The 16,705-nt window shown below is 37.5% G+C and carries 17 protein-coding genes and 1 pseudogene; 4 read left to right on the forward strand and 14 right to left on the reverse strand.

The genetic code is table 11. The features are described 5' to 3' along the window. Nucleotides 1-92 precede the first annotated feature (92 nt). The 7 genes and pseudogenes from ACHUE4_RS14735 to ACHUE4_RS14765 form a co-directional block, all read right to left on the reverse strand. Nucleotides 93-1,052 (reverse strand): annotated as a pseudogene (locus tag ACHUE4_RS14735) (alpha-E domain-containing protein); the annotation flags it as partial. Next, nucleotides 1,022-2,467, reverse strand: a complete 1,446-nt coding sequence (locus tag ACHUE4_RS14740; RefSeq protein WP_394191375.1) for a circularly permuted type 2 ATP-grasp protein — start codon at nt 2,465-2,467, stop codon at nt 1,022-1,024. The pseudogene ACHUE4_RS14735 and the gene ACHUE4_RS14740, both read right to left, overlap by 31 nt. Nucleotides 2,468-2,790: 323 nt before the next feature. Then, the gene (locus tag ACHUE4_RS14745) at nt 2,791-3,861 is read right to left on the reverse strand and encodes an ABC transporter substrate-binding protein (protein WP_394191377.1); all 1,071 of its coding nucleotides are present in this window, start codon (nt 3,859-3,861) and stop codon (nt 2,791-2,793) included. A 13-nt stretch (nt 3,862-3,874) separates the two neighbouring features. Further along, entirely contained in the window at nt 3,875-4,654 is a 780-nt protein-coding gene (locus ACHUE4_RS14750; RefSeq protein ID WP_394191460.1) for an ABC transporter ATP-binding protein, read from the reverse strand. A 5-nt stretch (nt 4,655-4,659) separates the two neighbouring features. Continuing rightward, nucleotides 4,660-5,466, reverse strand: coding sequence for an ABC transporter permease (locus tag ACHUE4_RS14755; protein WP_394191379.1), 807 nt, complete (start codon nt 5,464-5,466; stop codon nt 4,660-4,662). A gap of 157 nt (nt 5,467-5,623) precedes the next feature. Further along, the gene (locus tag ACHUE4_RS14760; protein ID WP_394191381.1) at nt 5,624-5,779 is read right to left on the reverse strand and encodes a YpzG family protein; all 156 of its coding nucleotides are present in this window, start codon (nt 5,777-5,779) and stop codon (nt 5,624-5,626) included. A gap of 68 nt (nt 5,780-5,847) precedes the next feature. Continuing rightward, nucleotides 5,848-6,315 carry a YaiI/YqxD family protein gene (locus tag ACHUE4_RS14765; RefSeq protein WP_394191383.1) on the reverse strand — a complete coding sequence of 156 codons (468 nt, stop codon included), beginning with the start codon at nt 6,313-6,315 and terminating at the stop codon, nt 5,848-5,850. A gap of 157 nt (nt 6,316-6,472) precedes the next feature. On the opposite strand from ACHUE4_RS14765, the gene ACHUE4_RS14770 reads away from it, so the two are divergent. Then, nucleotides 6,473-7,498: a potassium channel family protein gene (locus ACHUE4_RS14770; protein ID WP_394191385.1), complete on the forward strand. Its 1,026-nt coding sequence runs from the start codon at nt 6,473-6,475 to the stop codon at nt 7,496-7,498. Between the two features lie 36 nt (nt 7,499-7,534). Then, entirely contained in the window at nt 7,535-8,377 is an 843-nt protein-coding gene (locus ACHUE4_RS14775) for a DUF1028 domain-containing protein (RefSeq protein WP_394191387.1), read from the forward strand. Nucleotides 8,378-8,411: 34 nt separating this feature from the next. Here the strand turns inward: ACHUE4_RS14775 and ACHUE4_RS14780 are convergent, their stop codons facing one another. Beyond that, nucleotides 8,412-8,915, reverse strand: coding sequence for a hypothetical protein (locus ACHUE4_RS14780; protein WP_394191389.1), 504 nt, complete (start codon nt 8,913-8,915; stop codon nt 8,412-8,414). Nucleotides 8,916-9,022: 107 nt separating this feature from the next. Between ACHUE4_RS14780 and ACHUE4_RS14785 the strand changes: the two genes are divergently transcribed. Both ACHUE4_RS14785 and ACHUE4_RS14790 read left to right on the forward strand, forming a co-directional pair. Continuing rightward, nucleotides 9,023-9,673, forward strand: coding sequence for a phosphatase PAP2 family protein (locus ACHUE4_RS14785; protein WP_394191391.1), 651 nt, complete (start codon nt 9,023-9,025; stop codon nt 9,671-9,673). Nucleotides 9,674-9,793: 120 nt separating this feature from the next. After that, complete coding sequence (locus ACHUE4_RS14790; RefSeq protein ID WP_394191393.1) at nt 9,794-10,918, forward strand: NADH-dependent flavin oxidoreductase; 1,125 nt, start codon at nt 9,794-9,796, stop codon at nt 10,916-10,918. Nucleotides 10,919-10,952: 34 nt separating this feature from the next. On the opposite strand, the gene ACHUE4_RS14795 is transcribed toward ACHUE4_RS14790, so the two are convergent. From ACHUE4_RS14795 to ACHUE4_RS14820, 6 genes are all read right to left on the reverse strand, one after another. Then, nucleotides 10,953-11,474 carry a GNAT family N-acetyltransferase gene (locus ACHUE4_RS14795; protein WP_394191462.1) on the reverse strand — a complete coding sequence of 174 codons (522 nt, stop codon included), beginning with the start codon at nt 11,472-11,474 and terminating at the stop codon, nt 10,953-10,955. 39 nt (nt 11,475-11,513) lie between these two features. Then, on the reverse strand, nt 11,514-12,188 hold the full coding sequence (locus tag ACHUE4_RS14800) for an SOS response-associated peptidase (protein WP_394191395.1): 675 nt from the start codon (nt 12,186-12,188) through the stop codon (nt 11,514-11,516). 115 nt (nt 12,189-12,303) lie between these two features. After that, nucleotides 12,304-12,918 (reverse strand): PH domain-containing protein, encoded by a 615-nt coding sequence (locus tag ACHUE4_RS14805; protein ID WP_394191397.1) that lies wholly within the window; start codon nt 12,916-12,918, stop codon nt 12,304-12,306. Between the two features lie 104 nt (nt 12,919-13,022). After that, entirely contained in the window at nt 13,023-14,123 is a 1,101-nt protein-coding gene (locus tag ACHUE4_RS14810; RefSeq protein WP_394191399.1) for a Ger(x)C family spore germination protein, read from the reverse strand. A 4-nt stretch (nt 14,124-14,127) separates the two neighbouring features. Continuing rightward, nucleotides 14,128-15,204: a GerAB/ArcD/ProY family transporter gene (locus ACHUE4_RS14815; protein ID WP_394191401.1), complete on the reverse strand. Its 1,077-nt coding sequence runs from the start codon at nt 15,202-15,204 to the stop codon at nt 14,128-14,130. 14 nt (nt 15,205-15,218) lie between these two features. Next, nucleotides 15,219-16,697, reverse strand: a complete 1,479-nt coding sequence (locus ACHUE4_RS14820; protein ID WP_394191403.1) for a spore germination protein — start codon at nt 16,695-16,697, stop codon at nt 15,219-15,221. Nucleotides 16,698-16,705: the final 8 nt, after the last annotated feature.

Raw genomic sequence — 16,705 nt, forward strand, 5'->3', positions numbered from 1 at the left:
GATTTCCTTTCAACGAGCTGTGGTAAATCTTGTTCTGCATTCTGAATTTGAATTTGTGCAGATTCTGGCTCAATTAAATAATACGTCTTTGAAAAAATTTGTCCAATCTCATTACACTTATTTTGGAATTGATTTAAAAACGATAACATACCATCCGAATTAACTTCTTTTATTGTCATGACATCAAAGTCGTTCAGTAATTCATTCAACGCACTGTAAAGTTTTTCAGAATAAGGAGCAACTTTTGCGTTTTCAAGCGCATCGATTGCTGAGCGCACATGGTCCATATTGTAACGAATCGATCTTGGGAATGAACCATCCGCTATAAGGAAAGTCAGAATGGTTTTTGGGTCCATTTTAGGTTGATTCACCTTAAGATAAGCTTCGTACCCATTAACCATTCGTAAAGCAGAAAGCCATGCATAATAGTCTTCACCTTTATACGCCAACTGGGTTTCGCGGGTATGTTCGCACACCACATTCAATATACGTGCCGTTTTTTCTGCTCGTTCTAACCATTTGCCGATTTTTATCATTCGATACGCTACTCCACGAGACATACTAGATTCAACAATACCTTGTGCTGTTAATGAAGCTAGTTTTACTTTACGGAAAAAACTTCTCAAATTCCGGATGGAAAAGGATTCCCTTTCTGCTTCTACTCCATATAAATAAATATCATTCCAAACTTCAAATAGTTCATTTGGCAAATGATCTCGACTGATGCGTGCATTTTCTCTCGCAATCCGTACGCAAGTTAATATGGAATTGGCATTCTTTTCGTCAAAAGCTAAATACCGAATATATGTTTCATCCGATGCTTCTGAGTGTTGGAATGCGCTAAACTCTTTTTCTGTTGAACATATTTCAAAAAGAATTTCCCATTGCTTTCCTTCAATTGAATCTTCCGAAAATGTTTCAACCATTTGAGTTAATTGGACATCTAAAACTCGAGTATTCAATTCTGCTCGTTCTATATTACGGGACATCCAATAGAGTGAATCCGCTACTCGACTTAACATTAGCTTCTCCCCCCTGACTTCATAACCCATGTATCTTTTCCGCCGCCACCTTGTGATGAATTCACCACGAGAGACCCTTTTTTCAATGCTACACGTGATAATCCTCCAGGAAATACATGTGTTTCCTTTCCACGTATAACAAATACACGTAAATCAACATGACATGGGTAAAACTCTTCCCCTTGGTATGCTGGAGCTCGTGATAACTGAATGGTTGGTTGTGCTATATATTGATGTGGTGCTTCTAGGATTTTCTCTCGAAAAGTGTCGATTTCTTCTATGGATGCATGCGGACCAATTAACATATCGTACCCACCTGAAGCTCCCACATTCTTCACCACTAATTCAGACAACCTTGATAGAACCCAGTCACGTTGAACCGGGTCTTCTAAACGATAGGTCTTCACGTTATCGATAATCGGCTCTTCATTCAAATAAAAACGAATCATATCTGGTACGTAAATATACATTGCCTTATCATCTGCAACTCCGTTACCAATTCCATTCAAAATCGCTACATTCCCATTTCGATAGGCACTCAATAGTCCTGGCACTCCTAAAGTAGAATCTTCTCTAAACGCTTCAGGATCTAAAAAGTCATCATCAATACGACGATAAATAATATGAACTTTTTCCAACCCACGAATCGTCTTCATATAGACAATGTCGTTCACGACAATTAAGTCACGGCCCTCAACGAGTTGAAGTCCCATTTGTTGCGCTAAAAACACATGATCATAATAAGCTGAATTGTACATGCCAGGAGTTAACAAAACAGCACGTGGATTTTCCACACCTGCAGCAGCATGATCCATGATTGCTTCGTGTAGGTAAGTCATCTGATGTTCCAAAGTCTCAACAGAGTGTTTAGCGAAAAATTCGGGATAAATTTGTCTCATCACATATCGATTTTGATAGACATAAGACATACCTGAGGGATTTCGAAGATTATCTTCTAGAACTAAGTAATTTCCATTTTCATCACGAATTAAATCAATACCTGCCATGAAAATGTGATTATTTAAGGGAACTTTCAATCCTTGAACTTGTTTCGCATAGTAATACTGATTTGAATCAATCAATTCTTTAGGGATTATTCCAGCTTCAACGATACGCTGATCATGATACACATCATCTAAAAACCGATTAAGCGCTTCTGTCCGTTGAATCATCCCTCTCTCAATCGTCTCCCAATCTTCGGGTGGAATAATGATCGGAACAAAGTCAAAAGGCATCGTTCTTTCTGCTCCAACATTATTATGATAAACAGTGAACGTGATGCCTTGTCTTAAAAACGAAAGCTGCGCCATGTCATGCTTTTCTTTTAACTCCTCTTCTGTAAACGTATGTAACATCTCATAAAATTTTTGATAATGATTCTTCGGCTTCCCACTTGCTTCAAGCATTTCATCAAAAAACGGCTTTACGTTGTAAGACTGAAACATTGGACCACCCTCTCTATTAAAAAGTTAGAATAGTTTGATAATTATAGTTCTAGTGTACCACACTAATCTATGTTTCTTTACCCCCATAAAGCCTATGACAAGCACTTATGGAAAAATAAATAATCTTAAAACGAGTTGCCATGTAGGCAACTCGTCGTTGTTTGATTATATGGCGATAGATGCCGATAATTTGGCGTTTGAGAGAATATATTTGGCGATAGCGGCCGATAATCTGGCGGTAGCGAGTCATAATATGGCGTTAGACCAAAAATCGCGTTCGTCCAAGCTGAAAAACGAGTTGCCACGTCTCCGATCACAATCGATTATTCATATTCCCCAATAATTTCAACCGCTTTTTCAGTGAGGCTAGTATCGATCGCTTCGTCGAATTTGAATTCGCCGCGAATTGCTCCATTTTTCTTATACAGTTCGTATTGATCACGGATATCGCCGATGAACATTTTCCCGTCTGGGTTTAAGCCGGTTACATAAACATCTTCCCAAACCGCAGCGTCCTTCAGTCTTGTATATTTTGTCATGATTTCGATGATTTCATCTTTGCCAATGTCTTTCTTAAAGGCATCGTTATAATCGCGCACCCCTTTTAAATAGGCAGCCATAAAACGAAGCGATACATCTTGCTCTTCATTCATAAATTGTGGCGAACCTAATACCATGGCAATTTGCGCTTCAGGTGCATAGTCAGTTGCATCTCCAAATCGAACATGGATTCCCTGTGCAACACCCGTCGTAATTAGTGGTTCAATTTGAAGTGCCGCATCAATCGATCCATTTTCAATGGCCGCCATCATATTTCCGAATTCAGGCATTAAGACAAATTCTACATCGTCCTTTGTCAGACCTGCATGATCAAGCATTTGATGGAAGATATAATCATCTACTCCATGCTCTGAAGAAACAGCGATACGTTTTCCTTTTAAGTCACTGTAATCTTTGATTTCATCAGCTAAGTCATCTGCAATGACGAATGTGAAATAAGATTTCCCGTCCGCATTATGTCCTTTGTCTGCAATAATTTTAACGTCGATCCCTTGTGCAATCGCATTGAAGAACGATGCGGATGAAATACCGCCCGCAATATCCACTTCTCCTGAAGCAAGAGCTGGCAACATATCATCACTGTTTGCGAATGTTGCAAATTCCACTTCGATATTGTAATCCGCAAAATAGCCTTTGTCGTTAGCGATATAAAAACCCGCTCCGGATGCCGCTCCATCTTCTGCAATAACCACTTTCGTTTTCTTACTTAACGGAGCTAAGTCTCCCGATGGATTATCTTTACTCACGTCGTCATTCACATCTACGGATTCTTCATTTGAACATCCACCAATTAATAACACCAGGATCCCGAAAACGCATAACCACTTTTTCATCCGAATGCTCCCTTCACTTTCTTGACTCTTGAACTTCCTCTTGCAAATGACTCCAAATATCTAAAAACTTTTCGGCCATCGACGGATTGGATCGAATGTCGATTACCTTTCGCGGATGCGGTAAATCCATCTTTATTTCTTTCAAAATTTTGCCTGGTTGTGAACTCATCAATAAGATACGGTCGCTTAGAAAAAGGGCTTCATCTATGCTGTGAGTGATGAACAAGACTGTTTTTTTCGTCTCGGACCAAATGGATAGTAACTCTTCTTGTAAAATGTATTTATTTTGTTCGTCAAGTGCTCCAAATGGTTCATCCATCAATAAAATCTCTGGATCGTTGGCGAATGCTCGCGCAATACTAACTCGCTGCTTCATTCCCCCAGATAATTCTTTTGGATACATACGGGCGAACTTAGATAACCCGACTTTATTCAAAAAATAATGGGTCCGCTCTTTCACAATGGACGCAGGTAAATGGCGCATGTTTAGTCCGAACGCCACATTTTCTTCTACAGTTAGCCAAGGAAGAATGCCGCGTTCTTGAAATACCATGGATTGCAGCGGCCGCTCCTCACTACTTTTAGCAATTGAAAAAGTTCCAGCACTTTGGTTTTCCAATCCAGCTAATATTCGAAGCAACGTCGTCTTCCCACATCCACTTGGGCCCACAATACAAACGAATTCACCATCCGCTATATCGATGGAAATGTTATCGAGGGCAGTCACACTATCCTGTTTTTTATAAAAAACTTTCGTTAAATCTTGAATGCGAATTTTAGGTGTTTGTTCCAGATTGGTCACCTCCATGGTAAAAGTTTTCGTTGTAAAGCTCTGATCAGGAGTGAGAACAAATAGCCAAAAAACGATATGAGGATGAGCCCCACAAACATTTCTTTCAATAAAAACGCACTATACGAGGTCCATATTAAATAGCCGATTCCTGATTGTGCCCCCATCATTTCAGCAGCAACAATCGTTAATAAGGCAATTGCTTGCCCCATCTGAATCCCTTCAAGCATGACTGGCAATGCGCCTGGTAAAGCAATTTTCAGAAAGAAATCTTTTTGGCTGGCTCCGTAATTTTTGGCTACATCAATATAGATGGAGTCAATCGTAATGACACCTGCCACCGTGTTAATGACAACCGGGAAAAATACACTCCCTGCAATCGTTACAATTTTTGATGTTTCACCAATGCCAAAGACGATTAATATTAATGGCAATAAAGCCAGTGTTGGTATGGGCATTAACGCCATGATTAGTGGGGATACAAAGTGTCGAATTGGTGCATACAATCCCATACACAAACCAATGATAATTCCGGGAATTACGCCTAACAAAAATCCAGCAAGTATTCGAAAAAGAGAGATCCCCATATGGCTAAATAGCTCACCACTTGTTAGCAAGCTAGTAAAAGTTGATACAATTTGAGTCGGCGGAGGGAAAAATCGGGAATCGATGATACCTGATTGTGATAAAAATTCCCATAACACAAGTAACAACAACGGAGACGATATGGTCAACGCTGCTTTCATGCGACCCTTTCTTTGCTGTTTTCGCCATTCACGCTCTTCCGTTACAACTGGATTTATCTCTTCCTTCATAGTTCACCACCTCTTCTTCAAAATAATATGTAATCTGTCGAAAATGTGTGCAATTAGAAACAGTTCAAACAGTGAATAAACAAGTCTCAACTTATTATTTTCCACAAAAAAATGACCCAGCAAAAAAAATCTGGGTCATAACCTCTTCTTATTAAAATCATTTCAGACGGTGAATCTTGGCAGCCGTTTTCAAAATTTGTGTTGACTGGGATTCTTCAGTATTCCCATTCAATTGTGTATTTGTTCTTTTTGGTCGAGTCCAATTGTGATGAAATTGTGCTGACTTCGAGTCAAACGGTTGTTTTTTACTCATCCACTTCACCCCTCTTTCTTTGAAATAAAAAGAAGAAATCAGTCATAGTTTGCGTTACCTACTATTATTTATTCACTAGGGAATGAATCCTTTCTTTTTTGGCAATTTGCCAATATCTCTCTAAAGCCTTTTTCAAATTTCTCGTTGTCTTCTTTTTGACGTTTTTTTGGTCCTTTCATGCGCCCACCTGCTTGTCTCACTTTCTGTGACATGTGTCGGCTATATAATAATTGGTCAATATTATCGTTTGTATAAGCTCGACCGTTTTGGTCAATCACTAACCCTTGTTTTGCTAACACCATGGCTGCAAGACCATAATCTTGAGTCACAACGATATCGCCTTTATTCACCCGATTCACGAGAACAAAGTCAACAGCATCTGCACCTTTTGAAACCATGATTGTTTCAGCGCCTTCACGTTGCATATTATGAGCGGTATCGCAGAACAAATACACCGGTATGGAGAACTGCTTTGCAATTTTAATGGTTAAATCTACAACGGGACATCCATCTGCGTCTACTAAAATATTGGTCATCAGTTCATTCCTTCCTGCTGTTTTCAGTAAATCTCCTCTAAACCAACCTTCAACCTTTTTGAATAAAGATTGAAATACTTATACCTCTATAGCACCTTGAATAGAAAACGTGTAAACTAGGATTTATCGAAAGATTCAGGCGATTGGAGATAACCATATGCATTTTTTCTTGAAAGTAGGACTTGGTTTAGTTCGAATGAAAAACTTATCCTTATTACTAGCCACATTATTCTTTATCTTATTTTGCACGGTAACTATTTATATGTTAGAACCCCAAACTTTTGAAAGTCTTCTCACATCATTTTACTTTGTAATGACCACCTTTTCCACGGTCGGATATGGTGATTATTCACCTACTACAATCGAAGGTAGGTTATTTACCATTCTTATGTATTTATTCGGCATTGGATTACTAGGAGTAGTCATTGGAAAAATTGTAGACACATTTTCTATATTTAGAAAACGGAAGGAAGAAGGCAAATTGGCTTATACCAAAGAAAATCATATCATTATTGTCGGTTGGGGCAAAAAAACAGAAACAGCAGTTGATGAAATATTGGCATCTGATACAACGAGTGAAGTGGTGATTATTGATACTTTACCCAAATCTCCTACAGATGTTGCATTAGAACGAGTACATTATGTTCAAGGTGACCCTTCCGAAGAAGAAACGTTTAACCAAGCAAATATTAAAAAAGCCAAATCAGTCATTATTTTTGCAGATGATGCCATTCAAATTCCTTCTTTGCGTGATGCCAAGACACTTACGATTGCAATAACTGTTGAACGATTAGCTAGTCATGTCCACACGACAGTTGAGATTATGACAAAAAAACAAATCCCTAATTTCTCACATGTGAAGGTGGATGAGTTTATCTTATCTCAAGAAACAACATCTTTGCTTGCGGTTCGTTCCGCCATGCATCAAAACGTCAGTACCATTGTGACGCAATTAATTAGCAGAAGTATTGGTGAAGATTTGTTTGAAGTTCCTAGAAATGATAAGTGGCAAACCTATGGGGATGCTTTTCATGAATTACTCTCAAATGGCGCAACTTTAATTGCGGACCGTGATCATATGGATATCAATAGAAAATTAAACGAGAATATTCCTTCAGATGCCATATTGTATGTTATCTGTGATGATGATACTCACCGTAGATTGCTAGCTTTAAATAAATAGTTTAATATCCCAAATTTGCTCAAGGAGGAAATTGACATGACATTTTCTATCGTTGGATATGATCCACAAACAAAAGAGCTCGGTGTTGCTGTTGCATCAAAGTTTTTAGCAGTTGGGGCAGTTGTTCCCTTTGCAAAAGCTGGAGTCGGAGCGATTGCCACACAGTCGTGGGCGAATTTAGATTATGGAAAACATGGGTTAGAGCTTTTAGAAAAAGGTCTTTCCCCTCAACAAGTTCTTGAAAAATTAATACAGTCAGATGACAAATCTGCCTCAAGACAAGTTGGTATCATCGATGCTTTAGGAAGAAGTGTTACATTTACGGGAGAAGATTGTTTCGATTGGGCTGGTGGTTTTGCTGGCGATAATTTTGCAGTTCAAGGAAATATTTTAGTGGATCAACATACGGTTGAAGCGATGGAGTCAACTTTCCTACAAACACAAGGTTCATTAGCCGAGAGATTGTTGTCTGCCTTACTGGCGGGAGATTCAGCGGGTGGTGATAGCCGCGGGAAACAATCTGCAGCCTTGTTAATTGTTAAAGAAAATGGCAGTTATGGTGGCTACAATGATCGCTATATCGATTTACGAGTAGATGATCATGAGGAACCTGTTCAAGAGCTAACTCGATTATTAAAGTTACATAAACTGTATTTTGAGCCTACATTGCCTGAAGATGTGGTTGAAGTGCAAGGCTTTCTTGCAAAAGAACTTCAAGAATTATTATACGAAAATGGCCATTTACAGCGTGAGCTTTCTGAACATGATGATTTATTAAACGCTATTGAATCATATCATTTAATTGAAAACTTTGATGAACGTGTCCAACCTCGTGGCATGATTGATCAAAAAGTTGTGGAATATATGCGAATTAAATAAATGAGAAAAGCCATTCTATTGATGAATGGCTTTTTTATTCGGATAATTGCTCTGCCAACTTGAGCAATTCTCCTTCAATTTGAGATTCTTCTAATTCCGGCATTATTAACGTGTATAAATATGTAACATCTTTAACAACAACATCTAATCGATTTGGTGCCAAGTAAAAAGCTTGATATCCATTTTTCAATGTGATTTCTTTAGGTGTGGTATCAGGATATTCCACATTTGCAGTAGTGGTTGTAATTATTAATTCATTTGTATTTTCATCACTTGTTATAAAACTAGCTTCTGGATTGAGCCCTTTACCTCCGTAATCTGTAATGCCTAAAGAATTGAATTTCTTTGCATTGAATGGTAATTGCTCGGGTAAATTAACCTCGTACGGCAATGAATCAATGGCTACATCAACAGAAGGTGCACTATAAAATTTCATGGCTACCTCACTATTTTTCGATTCAACTAACTTAGATGTATCTAAACTATTCTTACAAGCTGTTAACATTAACAAGCTAACTACTAAAATAATTTTCTTCAAACATATCCCCCATATTGTGATTATACAGTTATTTACTATTTTCTGGCTGTTTTACCATAAATGAATATACATATATCGAATGCTTGAAAGGAGTTATCAACTAATACATGAAGATGCCTTATAACTTTAAGTTATTTTTATCGCTAAGTTTTTTCTTCGCATTTGGATTTGGGTTGATAGCTATCTTAGTTCGTCTGAATAAAATGGATCGTTTCGACAAATTAGTCACAACTTATTTTCAAGATTTCGAGACTTCATTTTTAACAAATATCATGCAATCTTTCACTTACATTGGTTCTATGTCTTTCATTCATATTTTAGCCTTTGTCATTTTTATACTATTTTACTTCTTTTTGAAGGATCGATCAAAACTTCTTCTTTTCATTATCGTCTTACTCGGTTCACATTACCTTTTCCGTCTATTAAAACAATTCTTCAAAAGAGCAAGACCCGATTTTCATCGTCTAATTGAGATTGGTGGATATAGTTTCCCAAGCGGGCATGCGACGAATGCTATCTGTATTTATGGAATACTCACCTTTGTTTTGTGGCATCATATCCCCGCTCGCTGGGGACGCTTCATTTTTTCTATTTTTAGCATCTTCATGATTCTTTCAATCGGACTCAGCCGAATCTATTTAGGCGTTCATTTTCCAAGTGATGTATTAGCTGGCTATTTAGCAGGTGGTTTTTTGCTGACAATGATTATTGGGTGTTATCAATTTGTCATAGTAAAAATTGATGAGAGAACGTCCTAACACTACTCATAAATTCAGATTTAGGCATATCTTTTAACTACTATATGGCGAAAGCATAGAGTGACACTATGCTTTTTCTTACTACTTACTATCCACACTACGTTTTGGAGGTACAAAAATATGACGAATGAAAAATACAAACCACTCTTAGAACCATTTGACTTTTCAAATGGTGTTTCACTTAAGAATCGCATCGTAATGGCGCCAATGACGAACTACTCTTCCAATGAAGATGGTACAGTTTCAGACGAAGAAGTTTCTTATTATATTCGTCGCTCAAAAGGTGTCGGTATGGTGATTACTGCTTGTACATATGGAACCACAAATGGTCAAGGTTTTCCTGGTGAGTTTGCAGCACATACAGACGAAATGATTCCGAGCTTAAAGCGATTAGCTTCAGCTATTAAAGATGAAGGCGCAAAAGCTATTTTACAAATCTTCCATGCTGGAAGACAGGTGCCGAAAGAGATTGCACCGAACGGTGATGTTGTTAGCGCAAGTGCTATCGCTTATCCTGCTGAAGGCAAACCTGTTCCTCGTGCATTAACGGAAATTGAAATCGAAGCAATCATTCGTGACTTCGGAGAGATGACTCGACGCGCAATTGAAGCTGGATATGATGGAGTTGAAATTCATGGTGCCAATACGTACTTAATACAACAGTTCTTTTCTCCACACTCAAACCGCCGTACCGATCGATTTGGTGGAACGTTAGAGAAGCGAATGACCTTCCCATTAGCTGTTGTAGATGAAGTGAAACGCGTTGTGAATGAGTACGTAAAAGAACTATTTATCGTTGGGTATCGTTTCTCTCCTGAAGAACCGGAAGAACCGGGTATTACGATGGCTGATACACTCATTTTAGTAGATAGATTAGCTTCAAAAAATCTAGATTATTTACATGTCTCTCTTATGGATTTTTGGTCTACACCTAAGCGAGGCGTTGAAGATACTCGTTCACGTATCGAACTCTTACAAGAAGTCATTGGGGATAGAGTTCCGCTTATTGGTGTTGGATCCATCTATACCGCAGAAGATGCACGAAAAGCTCTAACTTCTGGAGTACCGTTAATCGGGTTAGGTCGGGAGTTATTAATTGACCCAGAATGGGTTCAAAAGATTGAGCAAGGTCGCGAAGATGAAATTGTCACAAAGCTTGAAATCGATAAACAAGAAGAGTTAGATCTTCCCACTCCCCTATGGCAAAGAATCATAAAAAATCCAGGATGGGTTCCTGGCATATAAATAAAAAAAGATTGAAACGGCATTGATGCTCGTTTCAATCTTTTTTTTGATATTCAATAGCGAACAACCGAACATCTTCGGAAGTTGACGTATATTTAATCTTTCCTTCGTCTTTCATTCCCAATTTCTGAAGAAGGTTTGCAGATTTTTCATTATCAAGTGAAGTAAAGCCAACAATTCGGTGGTGCCCTAAGATTTCAGCACCATACGATAAGGTGCTTTGTGCTGCCTCAAACGCATACCCTTTGCCCCAATACTTAGAAAGTAATGCAAATCCAAGATCAACATCTTTTAAGAAATCACGATATAAAAGACCACAAAGTCCTATTGGTTTTGCGTTTTCCTTCAATTCAATTAAGTACAAGCCAATTCCATGCTCATTATACATAGTCATGGGTCCTTCTTTGATGTACTTTTTCGCATCTTCAACTGTACGAATGCCGCGGTCTCCGATGTATTTAATCCAATCTGGTTCATTTAAAAGGGTTACGATAAACTCTGCATCTTCCTCAGATAAATGTCGGAGTATTAGCCTGTCTGTTTCTAAAATTTTTATGTCCTTCACCTCTTACACTTATAAAGATTTCTTACATAATTAGTCTCCTACTTTTTCAATCAACTCAGGCGAATTATTTTTCAGAGAGTTCACTTTGTCCGATACTTCGTATGCTTCTAGATGACCATCTTCGAGAGGAATTAAAAACTTCTTTAAATCAGCCAAAGTATTCAATTCTGGATTTAACCACTTTTGTTCATCAGAGGGTTTTAAAATGACAGGCATTCGATCATGAATATGTGACATAAGTTCATTTGGTGATGTTGTTAAAATCGTACATGAATGAACAGTATCCCCTTCAGGAGATTTCCAAGATTCCCATAAACCAGCCATTGCAAAAAGTTCATCATTTTTCATTTTGATGCGCATGGGAATTTTTCGGTCGTCCGTTCGTTTCCACTCGTAAAAAGAATCTGCAATGATGAGACATCTTTTCCTCTTGAAAGCTTCTCGAAAACTAGGCTTTTCATGTACAGTTTCTGAACGGGCATTAATCATTTTAAAGCCAATCTTCGATTCTTTTGCCCACGGTGGAATTAGGCCCCATTTTAAAAACCCGAGTCTATTTTTCGAACCATCGTTAACGACTGATAGGACCATTTGAGAAGGTGCAATATTATAGCTTTCTTCGTATTTAGTTATATCGAAAGTGGCTTCCCCAAACCGATCTTCTATTACTTGAAAGTCAGCAGTTAAACTATACCGTCCACACATTTCTTTCACCGTCCTCTATTAGCAATATATTCGTTGTTTACTCCTTGTTTTCCCTTTTATTCAGCTAAAAAAACCGTCCATGATCAATCGAAAAGGACGGTTTCACAACTTGCAATTATTGATTAATATACAACTCAAATGTATCTTTGAAATCTTTTTTAGCGTATTTCATCCGATTCTCATGCAACCAATTTTGTGAGAATCGAGCAATATCTTCAAATGACTGAGCAGGAGTCACTTGGTTATTGCTAATACGCCCTATAGATTGAGAAGCATAACTCAAGCTAGTTTCAGCAATTGCATATTTCTTTTCGTTTTCTTTCACTTCCAGTGAGATTGCAAATAAGACTTTATAAAGATCTTTAATTTCCGTTAAAAACCGTTTATGAATATCAACTGATAATGGTGTACTGCCAATCGTGAATTTGATTTCGACATCTAAATCGATGGTACCCGCCGTTTCTAGAGCTACATTGGTAATTGGATGCAGTGCATATTCGTACCGCTTCAATGTTCTTTTTTTACTAACGGCATTTGCGCCGTCCACGTGAATTAGTGCTTTGTTTGTAAAACAATATTCATCTGCTTTGGTCTTAATCAAGAAGAAAATTTCTTCTCCTGATTCGTGCATAACAAAATCGTCTGCTTCAGTCTTATCAAAATCAGCTTTCGGTACCACAATGCCAATATCCGATAAACCTAATGCTTCTGCCGCTAACTTTTTAAACATCGATTTTCCCCCTTAAATTTCAATCGTATGTTTCTATTACGAATAAACATACACGAAGTTTCAATTTATCAGAATGCCGATTTTGAAATTCTATTTTTATTCATTTATTTCAATGCCCCTACACTCGTAAGTTTTGTTTCAACAGTTATCTCAAACTGTGCTTTTGCTAATAATTCTTCCGTTAAACCAGTTGGCCAATCTCCTTTATAACGCATTCGAAGGGTTTCAAACATGCCAATAGGTTCGATTGAAAGCTCCTGACATTTTTCTAACAAAGATCTAATATCGTTTTCGATATTTTTACTCACTTCTTTTTCAAGAGTTTCAACATGCTTTTTATTGGCTAAGTCTTTATCGCCTTCATATTCACTTAATGTACCTTCAAATTTCAAGTCCATGATAACCTTCGGTGATTCTAAATTTTCGGTCTTCACTTTAGCTTTCGATTTCACAAATTCTAAAGCTACTTTCTCTTTCTCTTCATCGTCTAGAGTAAGAGCAAATACACTTAATTTTTCTCTACCACGCAATATTTGAATAATCTTGGCTTCTTGTTTGGTGAAAATGGTCTCCATTTTTCCGTTACTGAACATGGCAAGTCCTTCTATATGGATGACGTCATCTTTTAGTTCCACATATGGTGCAATCGTATCCCTTAATGGATCGGTTTCATCATAGACAAATTCATGTATCGTTGTGAAAGGACTGAAAAATGTATATTGCCTTGGGTGGAATAAATTGTTGATATAGGAACTTGTATTCTGTTTGTCTGGGTATTCCATTCTCAGCATTTCTTCAGCAGATTCTTTTACTACCCCTACAAATACACTTGACCTTACATCTGCGTCTTTAAATAAATACTCAACCATTTCTTTCATTTGTCCTTTTCTAGCAAATTCCTCGCTGAATAATACGACTCTGAGTTGTTTCAAAGAGACTGTTTTATCTGCACGGGAAGAAATATCAACCAGCCCTTTATGCAACATATCCGTATCAACCGTAATGACTTGCGTATGTTTCTCCGCCTCAAGAGCCGGTTGCGGCATAATAACCGTCAATCTCATGTTGTCATTATCAATATAATCAAAACCAGCAACACTAATCATTCCTAATCTTTCTAACGATGGTTGCGTTCCTTGCTTAGTCGTACACCCATTCAATACTAAAAGAATACTAATCGCCATTATGAATCGAGAAGCTGTCATTTCTTCACCTCATTTTTCTCCTTCTGACCAAATGAACTAGACATAAAAGGATCGGCCATAATATAAGACCATAACTAAAAAGGAATGTTTGTTCATAAAAAGTTTTTTTTACAGTTTGAGAAATAGGAAGATTAATGACGACATACGTCAATATAGCAACAGCATAAATATGATATTGGCTATTTTTATTTCGAAGAGAATCTACACCTTTTTTAGCCATCCATAAATAAGCTCCAGCTGTCGTTAAGATTAAGAATACCCATAAAGTAATTCCTATCTTATCAATTCTTTCAACAAAAGAGAGGTCTACCGCTTGGAACAATTTCAAAACAGGAAAGAGAATATGCTCCAGTTGCCATTCCGTAAAATACATAACACTAACAATTCCAACCATTAAGTAGAACAATATTGTTATCCAAATGCCAATCGATGCATGTTTGAAGGCTTTGTCGGGTTTTCGGATATATGGGAAAAAGAACATAATTAATTCATATCCAACAATTGAATTGTATCCACTTTTGATTGCTTCCCCAAACTCCTTACCTGTGAAGTTAAAAAGTGGAAGAAGATGCCGAATTTCTCCATTTTCAAATCCCCATCGCAGAAAATAGACCATCCAGCCTGTTAAAAAAAGTGTCAATATACAAAACCTAGCAAGGGATTTTATACCTCCTTTAACGATAAACACCGTCACTAAAATAAAGAAGATTAAATGTCCCGTTATCGATCGCTCTGGCAATATCGAGACTTGTACGAGAACTAAATAATTATCTATAATCGCAGCAAAAAGAACGATTGCATATAGGAGTAATATAAAATTTAATGATTTTCCAATCCATTTTCCTAAAAGTTTTTCATGGATATCAAACAAGTCATCATCTTTATACTGTAATCCAAGCCAAATCATAGGGATGATTGTTAGATTTGCAACGAGACCAAATAGAAGTGGGATCCACCATTGACTGTAGCCTAATGGACTTAACGAGTTATTCATAGACAGTAATCCCATGCCAACTATAATATTCTGAATCAGAAATATTACATGGTACCCATTTAAAATTTTCTTTTTAGTTACATCCAATTTCAATCCCCCCGCTATTTAGTAGGTTTTTTCTCTCTCTTTGCTCTAGACATTCCAGTTCTTTTTTGAACAAAAGTTAATGGAAAACGAACGACACTATCAAACAGATCTGACCAGGAGCGTGGAATAACAGGTGTCAAATATGGCGTTCCAAGTGATGTTAAATTTAATAAGTGATTCATCAGCCAAGCAAACGCCAACATTTGACCTAACAAGCCGAATAATCCAGCTGCCAAAATAAAAATGTACCGCACAAAGCGACTGGCATTACTCATAAGGTAATTGGGCATTAAGAATGATAACAGTGCGGAGACAGCCACAAGGACAATGAGTGTATTACTTACAAGACCCGCTTGAACTGATGCAGTCCCAATTACAATACCTCCCACAATACCAATTGTCTGACCGATTTTGGTAGGCATTCGAGACCCAGCCTCTTTCAAAATTTCAATGATTAGTTCTATAAATAGCACTTCAATTACCGGAGGAAAAGGAACCCTACTTCTTGATTCCATGATCATAATCAATAATTCAAATGGAAGGATTCCTGGATGATAAGATAGAGCTGAAATATACGTAGGCGTCAGCATAATGGTGATAATAAAGCCCATAAATCGCAAAATTCTTAACAGACTAGCCGTTGTCCAACGGTTATAAAAATCTTCTGGAGAATTAAACATTTCAAGAAAAGATGAAGGACAAATCATGACCGTTTGACTATTTTCCATTGCTACAATGATTCTTCCATCCAATAAGGAATTCACCGCAGCATCTGGCCTCGATGTCGCACCGTATTGTGGGAAAGGTGAATAAGGATTATCCTCAAGTAATTGTTTAAGAATGACGAGGTCAACATACCCTGTAAAATCAATTTGCTGAATGCGTTCTTGTAGCCTCTTAAGATTTTCATCATTAACGAGATGCTCAATATACATAATAGAAATCTTAGTATTTGTTTCTTGACCAATAGTGTAATCTTTACTTTTCAACCCTGTCTGATGAATTCTTCTTTTGATAAGAGATAAATTTACGGTCAGTGACTCTGTAAAAGAGTCTTGTGGACCAAGTACGGTCGCTTCATTTTCAGAAGAAGTAATTGCTCGTTCTGGCGGACTGAATGTATGAGCTTGCAAATATTGTTGTTTATTGTGGTGAAAAATAACGGTATCACCGTTAACAATAGCCATTAAAAGCTTTTGCTTATTGCTTCCATCAATTGCATCAAATGTATTCATTACTGAGCCTTTATCATTTACAAGTGGAAAGATGATCATTTTATGTAAAAGGACAGGCTCAATTAGCGAACTCAAATAGATCACTGTAACAAGTCCATCTTTTGTTTGATACTCTTTGAAAACAGCATCATCAATATCAGTTAAATCTTTTTTAAGAGCGTCTAACGAAATTGGTGCGAGTTGCTTCTGATGTGATGGCGGAGAAGGTTTTTCCTTACTATTTTCAACTGCTTGTCGTGCTCGTTTCCATATTTTCATTCATTCAC

This window comes from Paenisporosarcina quisquiliarum, from assembly GCF_043641925.1.
GTDB classification, from domain to species: Bacteria; Bacillota; Bacilli; order Bacillales_A; family Planococcaceae; genus Paenisporosarcina; species Paenisporosarcina quisquiliarum_A.

What these genes read in the sequence shown, in the direction of transcription:
- ACHUE4_RS14755 (WP_394191379.1), bottom strand. Translation starts at nt 5,466, where the DNA reads ATGAAGGAAGAGATAAATCCAGTTGTAACGGAAGAGCGTGAATGGCGA.
- ACHUE4_RS14770 (WP_394191385.1), top strand. Translation starts at nt 6,473, where the DNA reads ATGCATTTTTTCTTGAAAGTAGGACTTGGTTTAGTTCGAATGAAAAAC.
- ACHUE4_RS14765 (WP_394191383.1), bottom strand. Translation starts at nt 6,315, where the DNA reads ATGACCAATATTTTAGTAGACGCAGATGGATGTCCCGTTGTAGATTTA.
- ACHUE4_RS14820 (WP_394191403.1), bottom strand. Translation starts at nt 16,697, where the DNA reads ATGAAAATATGGAAACGAGCACGACAAGCAGTTGAAAATAGTAAGGAA.
- ACHUE4_RS14785 (WP_394191391.1), top strand. Translation starts at nt 9,023, where the DNA reads ATGAAGATGCCTTATAACTTTAAGTTATTTTTATCGCTAAGTTTTTTC.
- ACHUE4_RS14805 (WP_394191397.1), bottom strand. Translation starts at nt 12,918, where the DNA reads ATGTTTAAAAAGTTAGCGGCAGAAGCATTAGGTTTATCGGATATTGGC.
- ACHUE4_RS14800 (WP_394191395.1), bottom strand. Translation starts at nt 12,188, where the DNA reads ATGTGTGGACGGTATAGTTTAACTGCTGACTTTCAAGTAATAGAAGAT.
- ACHUE4_RS14790 (WP_394191393.1), top strand. Translation starts at nt 9,794, where the DNA reads ATGACGAATGAAAAATACAAACCACTCTTAGAACCATTTGACTTTTCA.
- ACHUE4_RS14740 (WP_394191375.1), bottom strand. Translation starts at nt 2,467, where the DNA reads ATGTTTCAGTCTTACAACGTAAAGCCGTTTTTTGATGAAATGCTTGAA.
- ACHUE4_RS14775 (WP_394191387.1), top strand. Translation starts at nt 7,535, where the DNA reads ATGACATTTTCTATCGTTGGATATGATCCACAAACAAAAGAGCTCGGT.
- ACHUE4_RS14810 (WP_394191399.1), bottom strand. Translation starts at nt 14,123, where the DNA reads ATGACAGCTTCTCGATTCATAATGGCGATTAGTATTCTTTTAGTATTG.
- ACHUE4_RS14760 (WP_394191381.1), bottom strand. Translation starts at nt 5,779, where the DNA reads ATGAGTAAAAAACAACCGTTTGACTCGAAGTCAGCACAATTTCATCAC.
- ACHUE4_RS14745 (WP_394191377.1), bottom strand. Translation starts at nt 3,861, where the DNA reads ATGAAAAAGTGGTTATGCGTTTTCGGGATCCTGGTGTTATTAATTGGT.